The 19,716-nt window shown below is 59.8% G+C and carries 19 protein-coding genes; 9 read left to right on the top strand and 10 right to left on the bottom strand.

Going from position 1 to position 19,716, the window contains the following annotated elements:
• Positions 1-75: 75 nt before the first annotated feature.
• Positions 76-963, bottom strand: a complete 888-nt coding sequence (locus OK142_RS09975; protein WP_498682462.1) for a LysR family transcriptional regulator — start codon at positions 961-963, stop codon at positions 76-78.
• A gap of 218 nt (positions 964-1,181) precedes the next feature.
• Here OK142_RS09975 and OK142_RS09980 point away from each other — a divergent pair, with 218 nt between their 5' ends.
• Positions 1,182-2,099 carry a DMT family transporter gene (locus OK142_RS09980; RefSeq protein ID WP_498682464.1) on the top strand — a complete coding sequence of 306 codons (918 nt, stop codon included), beginning with the start codon at positions 1,182-1,184 and terminating at the stop codon, positions 2,097-2,099.
• Here the strand turns inward: OK142_RS09980 and OK142_RS09985 are convergent.
• Positions 2,080-3,006 (bottom strand): DMT family transporter, encoded by a 927-nt coding sequence (locus tag OK142_RS09985; protein ID WP_498682465.1) that lies wholly within the window; start codon positions 3,004-3,006, stop codon positions 2,080-2,082. The genes OK142_RS09980 and OK142_RS09985 overlap by 20 nt on opposite strands.
• A 194-nt stretch (positions 3,007-3,200) precedes the next feature.
• Between OK142_RS09985 and OK142_RS09990 the strand changes: the two genes are divergently transcribed.
• Genes OK142_RS09990 through OK142_RS10015 form a run of 6 tightly spaced genes read left to right on the top strand, consistent with a single transcriptional unit; the run spans position 3,201 to position 7,991 of the window.
• The gene (locus tag OK142_RS09990) at positions 3,201-3,665 is read left to right on the top strand and encodes an acetyl-CoA carboxylase biotin carboxyl carrier protein (protein ID WP_216333296.1); all 465 of its coding nucleotides are present in this window, start codon (positions 3,201-3,203) and stop codon (positions 3,663-3,665) included.
• Entirely contained in the window at positions 3,662-5,056 is a 1,395-nt protein-coding gene (accC, locus tag OK142_RS09995; RefSeq protein WP_498682466.1) for an acetyl-CoA carboxylase biotin carboxylase subunit, read from the top strand. Before OK142_RS09990 ends, accC begins: the two co-directional genes overlap by 4 nt.
• The gene (locus OK142_RS10000) at positions 5,053-5,493 is read left to right on the top strand and encodes an acetyl-CoA carboxylase biotin carboxyl carrier protein (protein ID WP_498682468.1); all 441 of its coding nucleotides are present in this window, start codon (positions 5,053-5,055) and stop codon (positions 5,491-5,493) included. Before accC ends, OK142_RS10000 begins: the two co-directional genes overlap by 4 nt.
• Positions 5,490-6,203, top strand: a complete 714-nt coding sequence (pxpB, locus tag OK142_RS10005) for a 5-oxoprolinase subunit PxpB (protein ID WP_498682471.1) — start codon at positions 5,490-5,492, stop codon at positions 6,201-6,203. The genes OK142_RS10000 and pxpB overlap by 4 nt, the downstream gene beginning before the upstream one ends.
• Positions 6,200-7,198, top strand: a complete 999-nt coding sequence (locus OK142_RS10010; RefSeq protein WP_498682473.1) for a 5-oxoprolinase subunit C family protein — start codon at positions 6,200-6,202, stop codon at positions 7,196-7,198. The genes pxpB and OK142_RS10010 overlap by 4 nt, the downstream gene beginning before the upstream one ends.
• 25 nt (positions 7,199-7,223) lie before the next feature.
• Positions 7,224-7,991 carry a 5-oxoprolinase subunit PxpA gene (locus OK142_RS10015; RefSeq protein WP_498682475.1) on the top strand — a complete coding sequence of 256 codons (768 nt, stop codon included), beginning with the start codon at positions 7,224-7,226 and terminating at the stop codon, positions 7,989-7,991.
• 154 nt (positions 7,992-8,145) lie between these two features.
• Here the strand turns inward: OK142_RS10015 and OK142_RS10020 are convergent, their stop codons facing one another.
• From OK142_RS10020 to OK142_RS10035, 4 genes are read right to left on the bottom strand one after another with little or no spacing between them, the layout of a single operon-like run.
• Positions 8,146-9,249 carry an ABC transporter ATP-binding protein gene (locus OK142_RS10020; protein WP_498682477.1) on the bottom strand — a complete coding sequence of 368 codons (1,104 nt, stop codon included), beginning with the start codon at positions 9,247-9,249 and terminating at the stop codon, positions 8,146-8,148.
• 9 nt (positions 9,250-9,258) lie between these two features.
• Positions 9,259-10,335, bottom strand: coding sequence for an ABC transporter substrate-binding protein (locus tag OK142_RS10025; RefSeq protein WP_498682478.1), 1,077 nt, complete (start codon positions 10,333-10,335; stop codon positions 9,259-9,261).
• A 25-nt stretch (positions 10,336-10,360) separates the two neighbouring features.
• Entirely contained in the window at positions 10,361-11,164 is an 804-nt protein-coding gene (locus OK142_RS10030; protein ID WP_313614140.1) for an ABC transporter permease, read from the bottom strand.
• On the bottom strand, positions 11,161-12,093 hold the full coding sequence (locus OK142_RS10035) for an ABC transporter permease (protein ID WP_498682480.1): 933 nt from the start codon (positions 12,091-12,093) through the stop codon (positions 11,161-11,163). The genes OK142_RS10030 and OK142_RS10035 overlap by 4 nt, the downstream gene beginning before the upstream one ends.
• A 432-nt stretch (positions 12,094-12,525) precedes the next feature.
• Between OK142_RS10035 and OK142_RS10040 the strand changes: the two genes are divergently transcribed.
• The gene (locus OK142_RS10040) at positions 12,526-13,728 is read left to right on the top strand and encodes a pyridoxal phosphate-dependent aminotransferase (protein WP_498682482.1); all 1,203 of its coding nucleotides are present in this window, start codon (positions 12,526-12,528) and stop codon (positions 13,726-13,728) included.
• Positions 13,729-13,738: 10 nt separating this feature from the next.
• Positions 13,739-14,431 (top strand): SDR family NAD(P)-dependent oxidoreductase, encoded by a 693-nt coding sequence (locus OK142_RS10045; protein WP_216333314.1) that lies wholly within the window; start codon positions 13,739-13,741, stop codon positions 14,429-14,431.
• Between the two features lie 67 nt (positions 14,432-14,498).
• On the opposite strand, the gene OK142_RS10050 is transcribed toward OK142_RS10045, so the two are convergent.
• The 4 genes from OK142_RS10050 to OK142_RS10065 form a co-directional block, all read right to left on the bottom strand.
• Positions 14,499-15,404 carry a LysR substrate-binding domain-containing protein gene (locus tag OK142_RS10050; protein ID WP_003497883.1) on the bottom strand — a complete coding sequence of 302 codons (906 nt, stop codon included), beginning with the start codon at positions 15,402-15,404 and terminating at the stop codon, positions 14,499-14,501.
• Between the two features lie 136 nt (positions 15,405-15,540).
• Positions 15,541-17,043 (bottom strand): FGGY-family carbohydrate kinase, encoded by a 1,503-nt coding sequence (locus OK142_RS10055; protein ID WP_498682485.1) that lies wholly within the window; start codon positions 17,041-17,043, stop codon positions 15,541-15,543.
• A complete protein-coding gene (locus OK142_RS10060; RefSeq protein ID WP_498682566.1) occupies positions 17,036-17,878 on the bottom strand; it encodes a class I fructose-bisphosphate aldolase in 843 nt (280 codons plus the stop codon). The genes OK142_RS10055 and OK142_RS10060 overlap by 8 nt, the downstream gene beginning before the upstream one ends.
• 2 nt (positions 17,879-17,880) lie before the next feature.
• Positions 17,881-19,605, bottom strand: coding sequence for a glycerol-3-phosphate dehydrogenase/oxidase (locus OK142_RS10065; RefSeq protein ID WP_498682487.1), 1,725 nt, complete (start codon positions 19,603-19,605; stop codon positions 17,881-17,883).
• Positions 19,606-19,716 lie beyond the last annotated feature (111 nt).

Genomic DNA, 19,716 nt, shown 5'->3' on the forward strand with positions numbered 1-19,716 from the left:
GCTTTCACCAGGGAGGCTAGAAACAAGCCATCAATAACACAAATACCGAGTTTTCAATTTACCCATATAGATTGTTTATGGGTTGAATGACGGCTCGCGTCTTGCCACCGCCCGCAACAGGTCCCGGAACAGCCTGAACGTCCGCTCATCCACCTCCTTGCTCTTCAGGAGATGAATGGAGCGATAGATGACGGGATCGGTGATATGGGCGGCCTGAAGCTGACCGGCCGCCTGCTCCTGCTGCACGGAATTCCATGACAGGATCGTCGCACCAATACCGGCATTCACGGCGCGTTTGATCGTATCCTGCCCGTCGATTTCCATCGTCACATTCAGGTTAATGCCGGCGCGGGCGGCAGCCTCGTCTATCGATACGCGAAGCGGGTTGTCCTTCGGCGGCAGGATCAGGTTAAGCCTTGCCGCTGCCTCAAGCGGCATGGAGCGGCCTATGGGTCTTGAGGACACCGCAAATAGGCTCTCCTTGACGATGAGATCGTCGGCCTTCTCCTCCATGCCGACCAGTGCGACGGCCATATCCACTTTGCCGAGGCGAATGAGGCGCAGCGATTCGTCATTGCGTGCCTCTATCAGCCGCAGCGACACCTTGGGCATTGACCCGGCAACCTCGCTGATGATGTTCGGCGCAAAGGCGGTGGCCCAGGAGGGGATGAGGCTCAGCCGTATCACCCGCTCATCCAGATAGGCCATGGCCCGCATTTCCGCCTCCGCCTGCCGGACTTTCTCCGTAATCTCCCGCGCATGGACAAGAAGGATTTCGCCCTTCTCCGTCGCCTTCACACCGCGCGCCAGCCGGTGAAGCACCGGAAACCCCACCAGCCGCTCCAGTTCCGTGATGTGATGGCTGAGCGCGGGTTGCGCAATCCCCAATTGCCGCGCCGCCGCCGACATCGAGCCGCAATCGACAATCGCGACCAGATATCGCAACCTGCGCAAATCCAACATGCCCGCTTCACCTCCCAGGTTCGAAACGCGATCATGACATCAAACCGCCGCCGGGGCCTAGGGCAAAAAGACCTTTGTCGGGCGGTTCGGCTCTCCCGCCACCTTTCCGGGCGCTTGGTAGAGCGGCGATGGGGTAAGACAAGATTCTTATGGTAGCCGGCTATGGCTTTTCTCCGTCCTTCCACCATGACACGGTCATGGCTGCGATGGGGAGCGCGATGGATCCTAAAAGAGGTATTTTGCTCAAGCTGACGGCCATGCTGGCATTCACTGTCATGTCCGCCTGCGTGAAGGGGCTGGACGGAGCGATCCCGGTTGGCGAAGTCGTCTTCTGCCGGGGCTTTTTTGCCCTCATTCCACTCTGTCTCTGGTTCATCGCCTCGTCCGAGCGAATAACCATCCCGGCCGCGAAAAATATCGGCAGACTGCTTGCGGGCAGCTCGGCCGGGCTCGGCGGCATGTTCTTCGGCTTTCTGGCGCTTGCCTATCTGCCGCTGGTGAATGTAACGGTGCTGAGCTACACGACCCCGCTTTTCACCATCATGCTGGCGGCGCTGCTACTGCGCGAAAAAGTGCGGATATACCGCTGGTCCGCAGTGCTGACCGGCTTCATCGGCGTCTTCATCACCCTGTCGCCGAACCTCGTCCTAGATGCCGCCTCAGGCCCCGCCCAGATCGACAGCATCGCCATGATCGGAACGGCGCTGGCGCTGACCGGCGCACTTTGCGCCGCCTTTTCCTCCATCGCCGTCCGCCACCTGAACAGTATCGAAAAGCCATCACGCATCGTGCTGATCTATACGCTGGCGGGTGTCGTTGCCGGCTTCGCCACGATCGGATTTGGCTGGAAGATGCCGGATTTTCACCAGTTCCTGTTGCTCGCCGGCGGCGGGCTTGCCGGCGGCATCGGCCAGATCACCATGACGCTCAGCCTGCGCCACGCCCAGGCTTCGCTGCTCGCGCCCTTCGACTACACGACGATGATATGGGCAATCGCGCTGGGTTATCTCTTCATGGCCGAGGTGCCGACGGGCGCGACGATCATAGGCGCGCTCACCGTCATCGCCGCCGGGCTGTTCGCCATGTGGCGCGAAAACCGACTGGCGAAACAGGCTGTTAGGGAGCCGACAGCGTAAGCTGTTCGGTGACACGCTTTTTGTGCTGCCGCCTTTCCCGCCACAGCGTGAACAGGCCAGCGGCAACCACGATCGAGGCTCCGAGAAGGGTCGTCAGCGCGGGCACCTGATCCATGAAGGTGTAACCGATCAACAGCGCCCAGATCATCGTCGTATAATCGAAGGGCGCCAGCAGCGAAGCCTCCGCATAACGCAGGCTGAGCGTCACCAATATCTGTGCGATACCGCCGATGAGACCGGTTCCGATCAGCAGGGTCCATTGCCAGACAGTCGGCATTTTCCAGCCCATGCCGATGCTTGCAAAGCCGATGACCGTCGTGAGGAGCGTGAAATAGAAGATGATCGCGCCGGTATTTTCGCTCTGCGTCAGATGCCTGATCTGGATCATCGATATGGCGGAGAAAAAAGCGGCGGCCAGACCGAAAAGACCGCCGAGCATGGCAACGCCCGTGCCGGAAGAGATATCGGAAACATCGAAGGAAAAATGGGGCGACAGGATAAGCACAATGCCGCACAACCCGAAAACCACCGCCGTCCAGCGATAAACCCTGACGACCTCCTTCAAAAGAAAGACCGCCAGAATGACGGTGAAGAGCGGCGTGGCATAGCTGATGGCCGTCGCATCGGCGAGCGGAATGTAAGAAAGCGCCAGATAGCTGAAAACCATGCCGCCGGTTCCGGAAAAACTCCTAACCAGATGCCCGCCAATGTGACTGGTGGCGACCTGTTGGCGAAATCCGCCTTGAACGGCCATCCACAGACAAAGCGGCAGCATGGCCACCGCCGATCTGAAGAAGACGACCTGCCCGATCGGTATCTCGCCCTTGAGACCGCTGATACAGGCACCCATCAGCACCAGAGCGAGAGCTGCGGAGATTTTAAGGAAAATGCCTTTGCGGGAATCCATGGTTCGTTCCTCTGGACGTCTTTGAACCGTTTCACCACGCGAGGCCGGGATATCAAACCTCAAACCCGTGTCCATAGAAACTTCGTCTGACCCCATCAATGCAGCCCACATGGTAGCTATTGCTGATGAATAGGGTGCGGACTCCGATCCGTTTGCCTGCCGCCTTGGGGACGAAAAAGACGTTGGAAACCAATATGGATCTGGAAAAGATCAAGAAACTGATCGAGTTTGTCGGCTCTTCGCGAGTGTCCGAATTGACCGTGAGCCAGGAGGGAACCACGGTCCGGATCATTCGCGACAACAGCGCCGTTTCACCGCAATCGCCATCGCCGCAGCCCAAGGCTTTTCCGGTGACCGAAGCGGCACCCGAGACACCGCGCGCCGAAGAACAGGCACCGGCATCCGCCGCAGCGGCTCCGGCACCATCCGGCATCGTCACGGCACCCTCATTCGGTCTTTTCCATCGCGCCCCAAGCCCCGGCACGCCGCCTTTCGTCGAAGCCGGCGATGAGGTTGCGGAAGGGCAGGAACTCTTCATCATCGAGGCCATGAAAGTCTTCAGCACGGTCAGGGCGGAACGCGGCGGCAAGATCGCCCGGTTCCTTGCCAATGACGGCGAGGATGTGGAACTCGGACAGCCGGTGCTGGAGTTCGAATGATGGACGCGTCACTTCCAAAGGCGGCAGCCGAACAAAGAGCATTCGACAGCGTCCTCATCGCCAATCGCGGCGAAATCGCACTCCGCGTGCAGCGCGCCTGCCGTGAACTCGGCCTGAAAACCATCATGGTCTATTCGGAAGCCGACAAGGATGCGGATTACCTGAAAGCGGCCGATACCGCCATCTGCATCGGCCCGGCCTCTCCCGGCCAGAGCTATCTGAATGTGCCGGCAATCCTGCTCGCCATGAAGCTGACGGGTGCAGGTGCGGTTCACCCCGGTTATGGTTTTCTATCCGAAAGGGCATCGTTTTCGCAAGCGGTGGAGGAAGCGGGTGCAGTCTTCATCGGTCCACGCGCCGACGCCATCCGCACCATGGGTGACAAGATCGCGGCCAAGCGGGCGATGATGGAGGCCGGCGTGCCCTGCGTTCCCGGCCCCGATTCCGCCCTGCCGGATGACATGGCGGAGGTTTCGAAAATCGCTGCCGAAATCGGTTATCCCGTCATCGTCAAGGCGGCCGGCGGCGGCGGCGGGCGCGGCATGCGTGTCGTGCACGAGGCCTCTGCTCTTCAGGATGCCGTTCTCGTCACGCGTGAAGAAGCGAGCCGGGCATTCGGAACGCCGGAACTCTATATCGAGAAATTCCTCGAACATCCGCGCCATGTCGAAATTCAGGTTCTCTGCGATGGCCAGGGCGGCGGCGTATGGGTGGGTCTGCGCGATTGCTCCATGCAGCGGCGACACCAGAAGGTCGTCGAAGAAGGTCCGGCCATCGGCATCCCGCCTGATGTTGCCGCCTTTGTCGGCAATCGCTGCGTCGAAGCCTGCCGCCAGATCGGTTATCGCGGCGTCGGCACCTTTGAGTTTCTCTATGAAAACGGCGAATTCTACTTCATCGAGATGAATACCCGCCTGCAGGTCGAACATCCGGTCACGGAAATGACCTCGGGTGTGGATCTGGTACGCCAGCAACTTCTCGTCGCTCTCGGCCATCCACTTGAAATCTCGCAGGAAGACATCGTCTGCGAGGGGCATTCGATCGAGTGCCGCATCAATGCCGAAGACCCCTACAACTTCGTTCCCTGCCCCGGTCTGATCACCCAGCTTCACCTGCCGGGCGGACCCGGCGTGCGGGTCGATACGCATGTGACGGCGGGTTATCGCGTCTCGGCGCATTACGATTCCCTGATCGCCAAGCTCATTGTCCATGCGCCGACGCGCGAACAGGCGATCATGCGCATGCGGCGCGCGCTTGGCGAAATACGCATCGAAGGCGTCTCTACCAACCTGCCGCTGCATCGGGAAATATTGGAAGACCCGGCCTTCTCCGAAGGCGGCACGGATATCCATTACCTCGAACATTGGCTTGCAGCGCGGAGTTCAAAATGAAGCGACAGTCCGTTTCGATATCCCGCTATAGCGAGCCCGGCATCATTGCCGATCTTGCCGCTCACCTTGAGCGCAACAACGTGTCCGCCATCGAAATAGAGACGCCGGATGGGTCACTGAAGATCGTCGCCATGACAGGGGGCCAGGCTCCTGCCGCGCCGCGGCCCGCTGAGACGGCCAGGGCGCCGGCAGAGACGGGGGAAATCCTTGCCCGCGCGCCGATTGCCGGCATCTTCACCCCAGCGCATCCGCAACGTGCCGACCGTCCGGTTCAGACAGGAAAATCGGTAGTGAAGGGAGAAATCGTTGCATTCGTGACAGTTGGACCGGTGATCGTTCCGGTAGTCGCCGACAGGGCCGGCACCGTCACCGAAGTGGTGGCAGAGGCCGGCGCGCTTGTCGGATATGGCTCCACCCTTCTCAAGACCGAAGCATGATGGTGACGTCGATGAGCAATACCTCGCTGAAAATGCCCCACCTTTCCCCCGCCCATCTCGGCCTGCCGAAAATCTCGATGATCGGCAACAAGACCTTTCTGATCGAAGCGCCCGGCGAACTGGATTTGCCCGCGCAGCGGCGCATATGGGCGCTGACGCGCGCGCTGAAGGACCGCCCTGACGTGCTGGAACTCATACCCGGCATGACCAACCTTCTGATCGTGCTACGTCGCACGCCGGAGGATGCCGGGCGTTTGCAGGACGAGCTTCTCGACATCTGGCAACGCACCAGCGAACTTGATCTTCTGGGCAAGACCATCGAGGTGCCGACCACCTATGGCGGTGAGCACGCCATCGACCTTGCCGCGATCTGCGATTATTCGGGCCTGCCGGACAGGGAAGTCGTGCGCCTGCATTTTGAGCAGACCTATACGGTTTTTGCCGTCGGCAGCGCGCCGGGCTTCGGTTATCTCGGCGGTCTCGATCCGCGCATTTTCATGCCGCGCAAGAAAGTTCCGTCGCTTCGCATGTTGAAGGGCATGGTGACGATTGGCGGCATGCAGTCCGGTATCTCGGTTCTGACCGGGCCGAATGGCTGGAATTCGCTGGGTTTCACCGAAATCACCATGTTCGACGCCACGGCCGAGCAGCCGGCGGTGCTTTCGCCCGGCGACAGGGTTCGTTTCCTTCCTGAAAGGATCGAACTATGATCCATATTCTTGCCTGCGGACCGCTGAACACCGTCCAGGATCTCGGCCGCGCGGGTTACCGCAATATCGGCATCACCGCCACGGGCGCGATGGACCCCATCGCGCTCAGGGTCGGCAATATCCTCGTCGGCAACGGCGAAGATGCCGCCGCGATTGAAATCCAGACCTTCCCTTTCCGCATCGAATTCGAAGAGGCCCTGACCTTCGCGGTCACCGGCGCGGATTGCGCGGCACGGCTCGATCGCGCGGATTTGCCGCCCTACTGGTGCCTTCGGGCCGAGAAGGGTCAAATCCTCGAGCTTTCGACACCGCTGAAGAATGCGCGCGCCTATCTCTGCCTTCAGGGCGGCATCGACGTTCCCGTGGTGATGGGATCGCGCAGCACCTCGCTTCGCGGCTCTTTCGGCGGCCATGAAGGACGCCATCTCGCCACCGGCGACAGGCTTGCGCTTCTGCCATCCGAGACCGCGCCGCTGCCCGCAAACGGCCTTGGCGTCATGCCGCTTGCTGATGCGATGCCGGATATGTTTCCGGTGTCCGACACTGGCGAATTGCTGCTGCGCGCCATTCCAGCGGCCGAACACGATCTTTTCGGCGAAGGTGCTGAACGTTTCTGGTCGGAAGCCTGGAAAATCACCTCGCAGAGCGACCGCACCGGCTACCGGCTTGCCGGCACGCCACTTATGCTTTCGGCTCCCGTCGAATTGCGTTCCTATGGCGTCATTCCGGGTGTGGTTCAGGTGCCGCCGGGCGGCGAGCCGATCATCCAGATGAGCGACGCCAATACGGCCGGCGGTTATCCGAAGATGGCTGGTATCATCGACAGCGATCTTTGGCGGCTCGGACAGGCGCGCATCGGCAGCCGCATCCGCTTCGTGCAGGCGACGGTGCGTGAGGCGCTGGAAGTCGAACAGGCGATCGACACCTATTTCGGAGATATCCGCAAGACGCTGCCGATGGTCACCGCCGCACTCGGCACGTTCACAAGACGATAATCCTGAAAAACAAGGAGAGGGAACCATGAAAATCGATGTTAATTCCGATATGGGCGAAGGTTTCGGCGTCTATAAGGTCTGCGACGACGAGAAACTTATGGAAGTCGTCTCTTCGGCAAATATCGCCTGCGGATTCCATGCGGGCGATCCGGAAATGATGGCGCGCATGGTGCGTCTCGCCAAACGGAACGGCGTCGGCATCGGCGCCCATCCGGGCCTTGCCGATCGCCTCGGCTTCGGCCGCCGAGAAATTCCCGTCGATGCGGAAGAAATGGAACAGCAGGTTCTCTACCAGCTCGGCGCGCTTTCGGCGATTGCCAGGGCGCAGGAGGTCGCGCTCTCCCATATCAGCTTCCATGCCGCCATGGGCAACATGATCAACCGCGATGCGGCGCTTGCCGAACGGATCATGAAAAAAATCAGGGCGGTCGATCCCAATCTCATCGTCTTTTCGATGCCGGACATGCTGATCGAAAAGGCGGCGCTGGATTGCGGGCTGAAAGTGCTCAACCTCTTTCTCGCCGACCGGGCCTATGATGTGAAGGGCCAGCTCGTGCCGCGCAAGCTGCCCAATTCCGTCATCAAGGAAGAGGGAAAAGTGCGCGCGCGCGTGCGCCAGTTTCTGGAAAAAGGCACCGTCACGACCATCGAGGGCGAGATCATTCCCGTTCGCGCCAGATCGATTCTCGTTCACAGCGATACGCCCGGCTCGCTGGAGCTTGCGCGCACGGTGCGCAGCGAGGTGGAAGCCTGCGGCGGTAGTGTCGTGCCGGCTCGCGAAGTCGTTGCCTGAAGCGGCATACGCCTCATATCCTGAAGCACAAAAAAGCACGGCACCGCATTCCATGTCAGGAGCGCGGTGCCGTAATTTTTGCCGACTATGGAATACGGCCCGGATTTCGATCCGCCGCCAGCCGAGCCGCCTGAGCGACCCGGCCACAGAAGCATCAATTCAGCTGGATCACGTGATTGCTGTCGCTCGTCCAGCTCAGTCTCACCCGATCACCCGCGGCGCTGACGGCATTGGTGAAACCTTCCGTCTGGGTCTGCCGGTAGGCGATCATCGGCTCGCCATTGTCCAGCCGCAGGTAATAATGCAGCATGAAACCGCGATAGACGACCTGCTCCACCCGCGCCGTAGTGGAATTGCTGGCGCTTTCACCCGCATCGACCGCAAGCGGTGAGACCGAGATTGCTTCGGGGCGAACGGTCACGACGACCTTGTCGCCCTGAACCGCCCCCATATCCTCGACATCGAGCCAAACGCCGGAACCAGTGACCAGCCGTGCGGAACGGCCATTGCGTTCCACCACGCTTGCCTCGAAGAAGTTCGAGGCGCCGATGAAACCGGCGACGAAGCGCGTCAGCGGCTTCTGGTAGATTTCGCCTGCCGGTGCGATCTGCTCGAGATTGCCGTCCCGCATCACGGCGATCTGGTCCGCCATGGTCAGGGCCTCGTCCTGATCATGCGTCACCATGATGGTGGTGAGGCCAAGCCGCTGCTGCAGGCTGCGGATTTCAACCTGCATGCTTTCCCTCAGGCCCTTGTCGAGTGCGCCAAGCGGCTCGTCCAGAAGCAGCATCGAAGGTTCTATCACCAGCGCACGCGCCAGCGCCACACGCTGCTGCTGGCCGCCGGAAAGCTGCGCCGGTAGCCGGTCGCCGAACGCGTGCAGCTGAACGAGATCGAGCGCCTGCTTGACGCGCCCTTGCCGATCAGCCTTGGAAACGCCCCGCATCTCGAGGCCGAAGGCAACGTTTTCGGCAACGGTCATATGGGGAAACAGGGCATAGTTTTGAAACAGCATGCCGACATTGCGGCGATGAACCGGGGTGCGCGTGGTCGGCTTGCCGCCGACCACGATTTCACCCGAGGTGGGATCGACAAGCCCCGCAATCATGCGAAGGCAGGTCGTTTTCCCGCATCCGCTTGGACCGAGAAGCGCCAGGATTTCCCCTGCCTTGACGGTAAGCGAAACATCATCGACGGCAACGACCTGACCGCTGTAGTGCTTGGTCAGTCTTTCCAGGCGGACTTCTACGGATTTCATCTCTATTCCTCAGCCGTTAAAGGTCTGGTTGTATTTTTCGAGCCACTGCGCGCGGCGCGGAATGATGTATTTCCAGTCCGGCGTGAAGAGGTTCAGCGATTCCATCTTCGCTTCCGGATAGGCCAAGAACTTCGCCGTATCCGCGCCGAACTCGATGCCCTTGACGGAGGGGGCGCTGAGCGTGGCTTCAGACAGCATCTTCTGCACACCGGGATCGAGGATGCGGTTGATATAGGCGAGCGCAAGATCGCGATGCGGCCCGCCCTTGACCAGCGCGATGGAGTTAATGCCGGTGAAAGCTCCTTCCTTCGGGAAGGTCATGTCCAGCGGCACGCCTTTTTTGGTGTGCGGATAAACGGCCTTGGAATATTCGATACCGCCGAAATCCGCCTGGCCCTGCGCGACCATCATCGTCTGGGCTTCCGCATCATAGATGGACAGGACATTCGGCTTCAGATCGGCAAGTTTCGCCCAGCCGGCATCCGTATCATATTGCGCTTCCTTCAGCGGCTTGCCGGTCGAAAGTGCGGCCGCCACCATCAGCATCAGAACGCTCTGGGTGTTCTTCGGCGTATTCAGAAGCATGCGGCGGGCATATTTCTTGTCGAACATCTGTTCGTAGCTTTCGAACGGCTTGCCCGTCGTCGGATTGTAGAACAGGCCGGCGATCGAAATTGCAAAACCAACACCGAAATTGTCTTCAAAAAGATAGCGGGAATAGACGTTCTTGAGGTTGGGGATTTCATCTGCCGGCAATTGCTCGATCAGGCCCTCCTCCTTGGCCTGGGGAACGCCGACATCGTCCATCGACATCACGCTATATTGCGGATTTTCGCGGGTGGCGCGCAGCGTCGCGATGTTGGCAAGCGTTGCGCCTTCGGTGGTCAAGACCCGGCACTTATATTCCTTTTCAAAGGCCGGGATCACTTCCTTCTTGATCAGCCCGCCCTGCGCCGAATTATAGACGCCGACATACATGGTGCGGTCCTGAGCGGAAGCCGCGGTATAAAAATAGGGTGTGGCGAGCGTAGCAGCGGTGACTGTCAGAAAACTGCGCCGTTTCATGATGATGGTCTTGTCTGTCATTTCCGGTACCCCTCTTGTTGTTGATTTACATAGCCATTGCCCGGCGCAGACCCACCAGCCTGTCGAGGACGAGCACGACGGTAACCGCCAGAACGATGATGATGGTGGACATGGTCGCGACCGAAGGATCAAAGACCGTGCCGATCTGGCGATAGAGAACGATGGGCACGGGCAGGTTCGCGGAATCGGCCAGCCACATCGAAACGGGATAATTGTCGAAAGAAACCATGAAGCAGAAGATCGAGCCGGAGGCGACGCCGGGCGCGATCTGCGGAAAGATCACCCGCGTGAAGGTTTTCCAGCGGGTGGCGCCAAGCGTGCGCGCCGCCTCCTCAAGGCTCGTATTGACGAGCTGGAGGCTGGTCAGAACCGTGCGGATCACATAGGGCGACGTCACCACTGTATGGGCGATCAGAAGCTTAAGCTTGGTATCCATCCAGCCGAAGCCGGAGAAGAGCTGCAGCAGCGCAAGGCCGGTCACCAGCACGGGGAAGATCAGCGGCGAAAGCAGCAGCCCCTTCATCAGCGAACGGCCGATGAACTTTCCGCGGGAGAGCGCGAAGGCAGCCGGAACGCCGAGCGCCAGCGAAAGAATGGTCGTCGCCACCGCCAGTGCCGCGCTGAACGTCAGGCCGGCGGTAAACTCCTCGTTCTGCATCACCATTGCATACCAGCGGAACGTGAAGCCCTGCGGCGGAAAGGTGACGAAGTAACTGTCGGAGAACGAGATGGCGACGACGAGGATGATCGGAGCCAGGATGAAGACCATCATGGCGGCGGTGATCGCGTAAAGTACGATGGCGGGAGTGCCTGTCAGCTTATTGTTCATGACGCGCTTGCCTTGATACGACGCCCGCCGAGCAGCCTCATCGAAACGGCGTTGATCAGAATGACGATGAAAACGAGGATGGTGGCGATGGTGGCGCCGAACGGCCAGTCATAGACCGCGAGAACCTGCTGTTCGACCATGTTTCCGAGCATTTGCGAGCCGGGACCGCCGATCAAAGCGGGAATGACGTAGGATGCGGAGGCGAGCGAGAACACCAGCGTGAAGCCTGCCAGCAGGCCGGGAAGGCTAAGGGGAAATGTGATCCGAAGGAACACCTTCCAAGCGGGCGCCCCCAGCGTGCGGGCGGCCTGCTGAAGATTGGGATCGATCTTGCCAAGAGCGGAAGACAGCGGCAGCACCATCATCGGGAAGAAGATGTGGAGAGAACCGATGATGACGGCGGCATCCGAAAACAGCAGCGTCAGCGGGCTCTCTATGATCCCGAGATTCATCAGGACGTAATTTAATAGCCCTGTCGGGCCGTTGCCGAGGATCAGTTGCCAGCCATAGGCACGGACCACGACGCTGACGGCCAATGGTGCGATCACGATCAAGGTGATGATACGTGTCGTGGCGATATTGCCGCGCACCAATACGGTCGCGACCGGATAGGCCAGTATCGCCGCTATAACCGAGGTGATCAGGCTGATGCGGATCGTCGCCCAGAGCACCTTCTGGTAAAGATCGACCTCGAAGAAGCGAATATAATGCGCAAGCGTGAAGGGCGAACCGATCAACCCTTGCGAATTCTGCGTCATGACGCTGAACGTCATCAGGCGAATGGCCGGAAGAAAGAAAAAGAACAGCAGAAAGATCAAAAGCGGCAATATGAGTATGCCGGGTGAAAACAGCCGGCGCTCGATGGCTTTCCAGCCGGAAACTCCACGGCGTGGCGGGGCATGTGGTTCCATAATCGCAATATCCGACATCTATACTCCCGTCGCGTTGAATACGGCACGAGGCATCGCGTTGAGCCGAACGACGACGTCGTCCCGGCCCTATGACTAGAATTTGCTGGGTGTGCTCCCTGTCGAGGTATCCGGTCTTTTTGCCGGCCCCTGTCGCATGTTTGTGCATTTTCGCGCCGGTTACCTCTCTGGGTAATATTGCCCGACACGTCGTTCCCGTGTTGTTGCATGAAGCTTAGGGGCTAAGCCGACGGGCTGCATAATAGTTTATTGCTCTGAGGTCATCGCATACGAGTATGGACCGGGCAGCCGTTTGAAACGGATGCATCAAAATCCCGTATGACGTCACATCGAAGTCGTATTGGGGAAACGGCGGCAATTTCCCGTAACCTCTTTGTCAGCACTGGCGCCACGAAGATGCCTGCCCTTCACCGTTACAATCGGAAATGATCCATGCCCACTATCGCCCAACGTCTCAACAACGTCACCGTTTCAGCCTCGCTCGCCATGACCCAGAAAGCCCGCGACCTTGCGGCGCAGGGCATCAAGGTCATCAGCCTGTCTTCCGGCGAGCCGGATTTCCCCACACCTGCGCATGCTGTCGAGGCGGCGCATGCGGCGGCCCTTGCCGGCGATACGAAATATCCGCCCGCCGACGGAACGCCTGCACTGCGGGCCGCGATCCAGCGGAAATTCAAACGCGATAACAATCTGGATTACGATCAGAGCCAGATTCTGGTGGCGGGCGGCGGCAAGCAGATCATCTTCAACGCCATCATGGCCACCTGCGACCCGGGCGATGAAGTCGTCATCCCCGCGCCGTCGTGGATCAGCTATGCCGATATCGTCAAGTTTGCGGGTGCCGTGCCGGTGCCGGTGGTCTGCCCCCAGAATAACGGTTTCCGCTTGCGGGCCGAAGATCTCGAAGCCGCCATTACCCCGAAAACCAAATGGCTGCTTTTCAACTTCCCCAACAACCCGACCGGTGCCGCCTGCTCCCGCGCGGAAATGAAGGCCATTGCCGAAGTCATGCTGCGGCATCCGCATGTCTGGATCATGACAGACGACATGTATGAGCATCTGATCTATGACGACTTCGAATTCTGCACCATCGCAGAAGTCGAACCGCGGCTTTACGACCGGGTTCTGACCGTCAACGGCGCATCCAAGGCCTATGCGATGACCGGCTGGCGCCTGGGTTTCTGTGGCGGCCCGAAGGATCTCATCAAGGCCATCAGCAACGTCAACACCCAGAACAGCGGGGGTGTGGCGACAATCGTGCAGGCGGCGGCCGTTGCGGTTCTCGATGGCCCGCAGGATCTCCTGAAAGAGCGCGCCGACATCTACAAGACGCGCCGTGACTTCGTGCTCGAAAGATTTGCGGAAATTGACGGCATTCGCTGCCACAAGCCGGAAGGCGCCTTCTACATCTTCCCGAATATCGGGGAGCTGATCGGCAAGACGACGAAGGCCGGCACAAAGATCGAGAATGATACCGATTTCGTCATGGCGCTGCTTGCCGAACATCACGTTGCGACAGTGCAGGGCGCGGCCTATGGCATGAGCCCTTTCTTCCGGCTTTCCTATGCCACCAGCATGGAGAATCTGGCCGAAGGATGCGCCCGCATCGCCGAATTCTGCAATGGAATGAAATAGGGAGAGCAGCATGTTGGGAGGAAGTGGCCGTGTCATCATGGTTTCCGGTGCATCGCGGGGTCTTGGCCTTGCGATCGCCAAAAGGCTTCACGAAGCCGGTTTCACCGTCGCGGCGGGAGCGCGAAATCCGGACGCCATTGACGTGAAGGACCGGCTTTCGGCCGATCGATACGATGCGGAAGAGGCAGGGTCGGCGGAGGCCTGGGTCGAGGCCGTCGCGGAAAGATACGGCCGGATCGACGGCCTGGTGAATTGCGCCGGCATAAATCCCAAAGTCCGGGTCATGGATGCGGGCGAGGACAGCCTCGACCAGATGTGGCGCATCAACGTTAAGGGGCCGCTGAGGGTAACCCGCGCCGCCATTCCCCATCTCGTAAAAACCGGGCAGGGCAGGGTCATCAATGTCGCCTCGCTGGCGGGACGCCGTGTAGGCTCCAATGTCGGTTATGCGATGACGAAATTTGCCGTCGTCGCCCTCACCCACGGCATCCGGCAGGAACTGTGGGACAGCGGCGTGCGGGCGACAGCACTTTGCCCCGGTTATATCGCAACGGATATGACAGCCGGCGAAACGGAGGTCACCCGCGAGGATATGACCCAGCCGGAAGATCTCGCCGAAATGGTGGAAACCCTCCTTCGCCTGCCGAACAATCTTTCGGTGGCCGAACTGCTGGTGAACTGCCGCAGGGAATCGATGCTTTAGAGCGTTTTCCACGCGCGGGACCGAAAAACTGGTCCGGCGCGTGGTTTAAGAATTGCCTTGGGGCCTTTTATTTCAGGGTCTCCGCCAGCTGCAGCAATATCTCCTTCACCGCGAGCGCAGGCTCCGAGAGCGGCGTGTTGTCCGATACGCAGAAGGACAGGGTTTCCTCGATCATCGGGCTTGCAATCTGCCTGACGACGATCTGCTGGTTGGATTCCGCCACGATGCGGTTAGCGATAGCCTTGGGCGTAATCGTCGCGCCAAGCCCGGCATCCACACCGCGCGCAATGGTCCTGACCGATTCCAGCTCCGCCATCACAATCAGATCCTTGCGGCTGCGGGTGAAGGCAAGGTTGATGGCGCGGCGCACGAAATTATAGGTCGGCGGCAGAAGGAAGGGCAAAAATGCCAGTTCTGCAACCGTGATCGGTGCATCGCCCGGTTCCACCCCGAAGCTGTTATGGACGACGAGCACAAATTCCTCGCGAAACAGGGGCGTGAACTTGACGCCCCGGATCGGCCCGACGCCGTGGATCAACCCCATTTCCAGACGGCCATTCATGATCATCTGACTATAGGGCTGGCTGACGCTTTCCGTGATGTGCAGCAGAATGCCGGGATGAAGCCGCTTGGTTTCCTCCATCAGGCCCAATGCCAGTGTGGCGGCACTGCTGAAAGGCGCAAGCCCCACCGAAACCTTGCCGGACAGGACCGCGCCCGCTTCGAGTGCCTCCGCCTGCGCCTGTTCCATCTGCCGCAGAATAACCTGCGCATGCCTGTAGACGACCTTGCCGGCATCGGTCATGACGACGCCCTGCTGGCTTCGGGTCAACAGTTTCTGGCGGAAATGTTCCTCAATGCTTGCCAGCTGCTGGCTGAGCGCCGGTTGGGCAATGTGCAGCACATCGGCCGCTCTTGTTATGCTACCCATGTCGACAATCGTGATAAACGATTTCAGGCGCCTGATATCCATCTGCTGCTGATTATCCCATTACTGCTTGCAGGAATAAGATGCTCAATTTGCCAACAAAGTCCATCTTCCATTTCCCAGCCCAGACCTCTCCAAGTGGCGCGCTTGGGCGCGCCACGGGGGACCTAGGTGAAAACGACTATCCCTCCTGTAGACGCAGGGCGTTCCAGAAACCGCGCAACTGGTCCGTGAGTTGGGCATAAAGCCCATAGCGCCGCCGGTAGTGCATGACCTGGCTCGCATTCGGCTCATAGGAATTCGCCACCCGCGTCATGGCCGCGACCGCCTCTTCGTAGTCCGGATAGAGACCGATCGCCACCGCCGCACCAATTGCCGCACCGAGCGCGCCGGTCTCACGGGCCTCCGCGACACGCAGGGGAATTTCCAGAACATCCGCCATGATCTGCGGCCAGTGCTGGCTGCGGGAACCGCCGCCGGACATCACGGCGCCCTCGACAGCCAGGCCCGCTTCACGCAGCACGCCGATATGGCGACGGTGTTCGAAACACACACCCTCGAACAACGCCCTCAACATATGGCCTTCGCCATGCCAGCCCGCGAGGCCGTAAAAACCACCACGGAATTCCGCACCCAGCCGCGAGCCGAAGATGAAGGGGTGAAAGAACGGATCATCAGCGCGTTGCGTGACGGAACCGACCAATTCGTTGCAGCGCTCGAAGGCATGGTCGCCATGGTCGGCGCGAACGCGATGCACGTACCATTCGAGATTGGCCGCGGAGGTGGCGCTGGATTCGATATTGACGTAACGGTTGCGGCCAAAGGTCGTGACCATGAAGACATCCGGACTGATGACCGGTTTATCCGCGAAAACCTGATTGATGCTCCAGGTGCCGGCGATGATGGAGGCCTCCCCGGCATTGATGACGCCCGACCCCATGGCGCTGGAGACGACATCGAAGAAACCGCCAATAACGGGGGTACCTATGGAAAGCCCCGTCAGACCCGATGCCTCAGCTGTCACATGGCCGACGATATCCGCCGATTCCACGAGGCGTGGAAAAAAGGCAACGGCATCATCAAGCCCATAGAGCGACAGGAGTTCCCGGTCGAGCTTTGTTTCGGGGAAAGCAAGCAGTCCCGCACCGCTAAGATCGGAAATATCATTCGCAAGGCAACCCGTCAGGCGAAAATTGACGAAATCCTTGCAGAACAGCACCGCTCCGGTCTGGGCATACATATCGGGCGCATGCCGTTTTACCCAAGCCAACAGGCTCGGCGTTTGCGCGGGCCATGGCCGTTGCAGGCAACGGGCCTGCAACTGCGCTCCGCTTTTCCGATCAAGCTCGGCCGCCACATCGGCGGCACGGCTGTCAAGCGACTGGATGCCGATCAGGGGCTGCTGATCCTTGTCCAGCAGGTAGAGACCGTTACCGTGACCGGCGCAGCCAACCGCAAGAATGCTTGCGGGATCGACAGACGATTTTGCCAGAAGCTGGCGGATCGCTTCGCATCCGTTGCGCCATAATTCTTCAAGATCACGCTCGACGTAACCGGGCTGCGGAAATGTCGAATGGCCGTCGATGGCGTGTTGCGCGACCTGTCGGCCGGCCGTGTCGAACAACACGGCCTTGATCACCGTGTTGCCGACATCCAGACCCAATATGTGATTTTTGTCAGCCACGATTATAGATGTCCCATGCTTCCTCGCCACTCGCACCCTGATGGATGATCGCCATCAAGGCCGCAACGACGGCCTTCGGGTTGTCATGCTGATAGATGTTGCGCCCATACACCATCCCGTTCGCACCTTCGGCCACCAGAGCCGCCGATTTCGCCAGCACATTGCGCAAGTCCTCACGCCCCCCGCCCCGCACCAGCACCGGGCAACGCGCAGCCTCGATCACCTTGTGAAAATCCAGCGGATTGCTGGTGGGATCGGCCTTGATGATATCGGCTCCCATTTCCGAGGCAAGACGCACCAGCGTGACGATCTTTTCCGCGTCGCCATCCACCTGATAACCGCCACGCACATCATTCGGCAGCATCACCAGCGGCTCAATCATCAGCGGCATGCCGAAACGATGGCAATCGGCGCGCACCCGGCTGATGTTCTCGACACATTGGCGAAACAGTTCCGGCTCGTCCGGCAGCATGAACAGGTTCACGACGACGCAGGCGGCATCCATTTCCAGCGCACCGATGATCGGATCGTGGTAGTTCTGGAGTTGTGACCACATGGTTCTGTGGCGCGTTGAATTATAGGGGTTGCCCATATCGATGCGCATGACGAGCGCCGGCTTGTCGCGCTCCGGCCTTTGCTGCAGCAGGTCCGCCTGCCCGTAGGCCATCTGGATGGCGTCGGGAGCCGCTTCCACCAGCCTGTCCACGGTTTGGGCCATGTCCTCCAGCCCGACGAGGAAGCTCGGCTCGTTGCAAACCCCATGATCGATGGCAACGTCCAGGCATCCGCCATTGCGGAACAGCCGGTTCATGCGCGCCTTTTTTGAAATCCGCATCATCATGCATTCTCCTTGCATCTGTGTTCAAGCATTGCTGTCGTGACCCCGTAAAAGATCTCCAGTTCGTCAATCAGCCGCTGCCGTTCCTCTGCCGCCTGGCTCGGCGCCCAGCCCAGTTCGCGCGCTGCGACGTTCAGGATCGCATCGATCATATCGGCATCGATGACGCCGGTAATGGCCAGTGTCGTGCGCCGCAGGACGAGATCGGTCAGGTGCAGGACATGTTCGGAACGGATCAGCCAGACCACCTCTGCGGCCGTGATCGGCAGATTTTCACAAAGCGGGATGTCATCCGGGCGGCCCCGGCAAAAGCCCATCAATTCGAGCGCGCGTGAACCATAGGCCGATGCCAGATGCTGGGCCCTGTCCCTACCAATCGAAAACTCCTCCGACAGCAGCGCCGGCAGGCGTCCGGCACCGGTGGGGAAATTTCTGCCGCCGCCGATCGGGCGGTTCATGGTGCCGGCCAGCCGCTTTCGCCCGAGAAAGGCCAGAACCTCATCGGTCACCTGTTCGCCAAAGGCTCTGAACGTCGTCCACTTGCCGCCGATCATGCAAAGCTGCGGCGGATCGCCCTCAACGCGGTGGATGAAATGGCTGCGGGATATTCTTCCGGTAAAGGCCGCATCGCTGCGCGGCAGCGGACGTATGCCGCTGAAACTGAAGACGATGTCGGAATGGTCGATGACAATCTGCGGAAAGACCTGACGGATCGCCTCGAGAATATAATCGCGTTCCTCTGGTTCGCATCGCACCCGCTCGGGACGATCCACCTTGATATCCGTCGAGCCCGCGAGAACCCGGCCAAGATAGGGAAAGAGAATACAGACGCGGTTGTCGGCATTTTCGAAAAAAATCATATGGCCGTTCAGGGCCTTGAGAAGCGCCTCATTGGCGAGGATCAGATGCGATCCCTTGGTGCCGGAGACGGTCGGTTTTGTTTTTTCCGCAGTCGGGGCGGCAGTCAGCGTGCCAATCGTCTCGTCGATCCAGGCGCCCGTCGCATTGACGATGATCCGCGGGCGGATGGACATGGTTTCATCCGTACCCTCGATCCGAAGACGATACTCCTCACCAGAACGGACCAGTTCGGCATAGTTGAGCGCAATGCTTTGCGGTGCATCGGTGCGGGTGTCGATCAGAAGTTCAAGCGCAAGCCGTTCGGGCTGGCTGATCCAGGCATCGTAATAAGTTGCCGAATATCTGATGTCAGGCGTCAGGCCCGGCCAGCGCTGCAGAGTCTTGCCCGCGCTGCGAAACTCATGGCGGGGGAGGATGCGGTTTTTGCGGGTGACGAAGTCATAGAGCATGAGGCCCGCCTTGATGGCCAGCGCCCCCCGGCTGGCGGGTTTTCCGCCGGACCCGACAAAGGTCGCAGCCGCGTTGAACAGGCCGCTAAAAGTCGAGAAGATGGGGATCGTGGTCGGCAACGGATGAACCATATGTGGTGCTAGCGTCAGAAGCGCATCGCGTTCCCGCAGCGATTCCGCAACGAGGCCGAATTCGCCATTTTCCAGGTAACGAAGACCACCATGGATCATACGCGAAGGGGCGGCGCTGCAACCGGAGGAAAAATCATTGCGCTCGACCAGAAGCACCCGCAGCCCCTGCAGGGAAAGATCGCGATAGGCGGCAATTCCGTTGATGCCGCCGCCGATGACGACGGCATCGAAATCACCGTCGAGCCGGATGCGGCGCAGAGCGTCCTCGCGAAAACTGGGCATAGAAATACCGTTCGCTGGCTGATGACCAGCGTCCCAATGTTGTTGACCGTTTAAAGCGACGAGAGAAAAGGGTGGCGAAAATTATGCCGTATTCGCCGGAAACCCCGCCTC

Source organism: Agrobacterium sp. BT-220-3, from assembly GCF_025910175.1.
Taxonomy (GTDB): domain Bacteria; phylum Pseudomonadota; class Alphaproteobacteria; order Rhizobiales; family Rhizobiaceae; genus Agrobacterium; species Agrobacterium oryzihabitans.

Bases quoted from the DNA above. Each gene is read 5' to 3' on its own strand.
- OK142_RS10040 (WP_498682482.1), top strand. From the start codon at position 12,526: ATGCCCACTATCGCCCAACGTCTCAACAACGTCACCGTTTCAGCCTCG.
- OK142_RS10035 (WP_498682480.1), bottom strand. From the start codon at position 12,093: ATGTCGGATATTGCGATTATGGAACCACATGCCCCGCCACGCCGTGGA.
- OK142_RS10050 (WP_003497883.1), bottom strand. From the start codon at position 15,404: ATGGATATCAGGCGCCTGAAATCGTTTATCACGATTGTCGACATGGGT.
- OK142_RS10030 (WP_313614140.1), bottom strand. From the start codon at position 11,164: ATGAACAATAAGCTGACAGGCACTCCCGCCATCGTACTTTACGCGATC.
- accC (WP_498682466.1), top strand. From the start codon at position 3,662: ATGATGGACGCGTCACTTCCAAAGGCGGCAGCCGAACAAAGAGCATTC.
- OK142_RS10065 (WP_498682487.1), bottom strand. From the start codon at position 19,605: ATGCCCAGTTTTCGCGAGGACGCTCTGCGCCGCATCCGGCTCGACGGT.
- OK142_RS09985 (WP_498682465.1), bottom strand. From the start codon at position 3,006: ATGGATTCCCGCAAAGGCATTTTCCTTAAAATCTCCGCAGCTCTCGCT.
- OK142_RS10000 (WP_498682468.1), top strand. From the start codon at position 5,053: ATGAAGCGACAGTCCGTTTCGATATCCCGCTATAGCGAGCCCGGCATC.
- pxpB (WP_498682471.1), top strand. From the start codon at position 5,490: ATGATGGTGACGTCGATGAGCAATACCTCGCTGAAAATGCCCCACCTT.
- OK142_RS09980 (WP_498682464.1), top strand. From the start codon at position 1,182: ATGGATCCTAAAAGAGGTATTTTGCTCAAGCTGACGGCCATGCTGGCA.
- OK142_RS10010 (WP_498682473.1), top strand. From the start codon at position 6,200: ATGATCCATATTCTTGCCTGCGGACCGCTGAACACCGTCCAGGATCTC.
- OK142_RS10015 (WP_498682475.1), top strand. From the start codon at position 7,224: ATGAAAATCGATGTTAATTCCGATATGGGCGAAGGTTTCGGCGTCTAT.
- OK142_RS09990 (WP_216333296.1), top strand. From the start codon at position 3,201: ATGGATCTGGAAAAGATCAAGAAACTGATCGAGTTTGTCGGCTCTTCG.
- OK142_RS10020 (WP_498682477.1), bottom strand. From the start codon at position 9,249: ATGAAATCCGTAGAAGTCCGCCTGGAAAGACTGACCAAGCACTACAGC.
- OK142_RS09975 (WP_498682462.1), bottom strand. From the start codon at position 963: ATGTTGGATTTGCGCAGGTTGCGATATCTGGTCGCGATTGTCGATTGC.
- OK142_RS10045 (WP_216333314.1), top strand. From the start codon at position 13,739: ATGTTGGGAGGAAGTGGCCGTGTCATCATGGTTTCCGGTGCATCGCGG.
- OK142_RS10025 (WP_498682478.1), bottom strand. From the start codon at position 10,335: ATGACAGACAAGACCATCATCATGAAACGGCGCAGTTTTCTGACAGTC.
- OK142_RS10060 (WP_498682566.1), bottom strand. From the start codon at position 17,878: ATGCGGATTTCAAAAAAGGCGCGCATGAACCGGCTGTTCCGCAATGGC.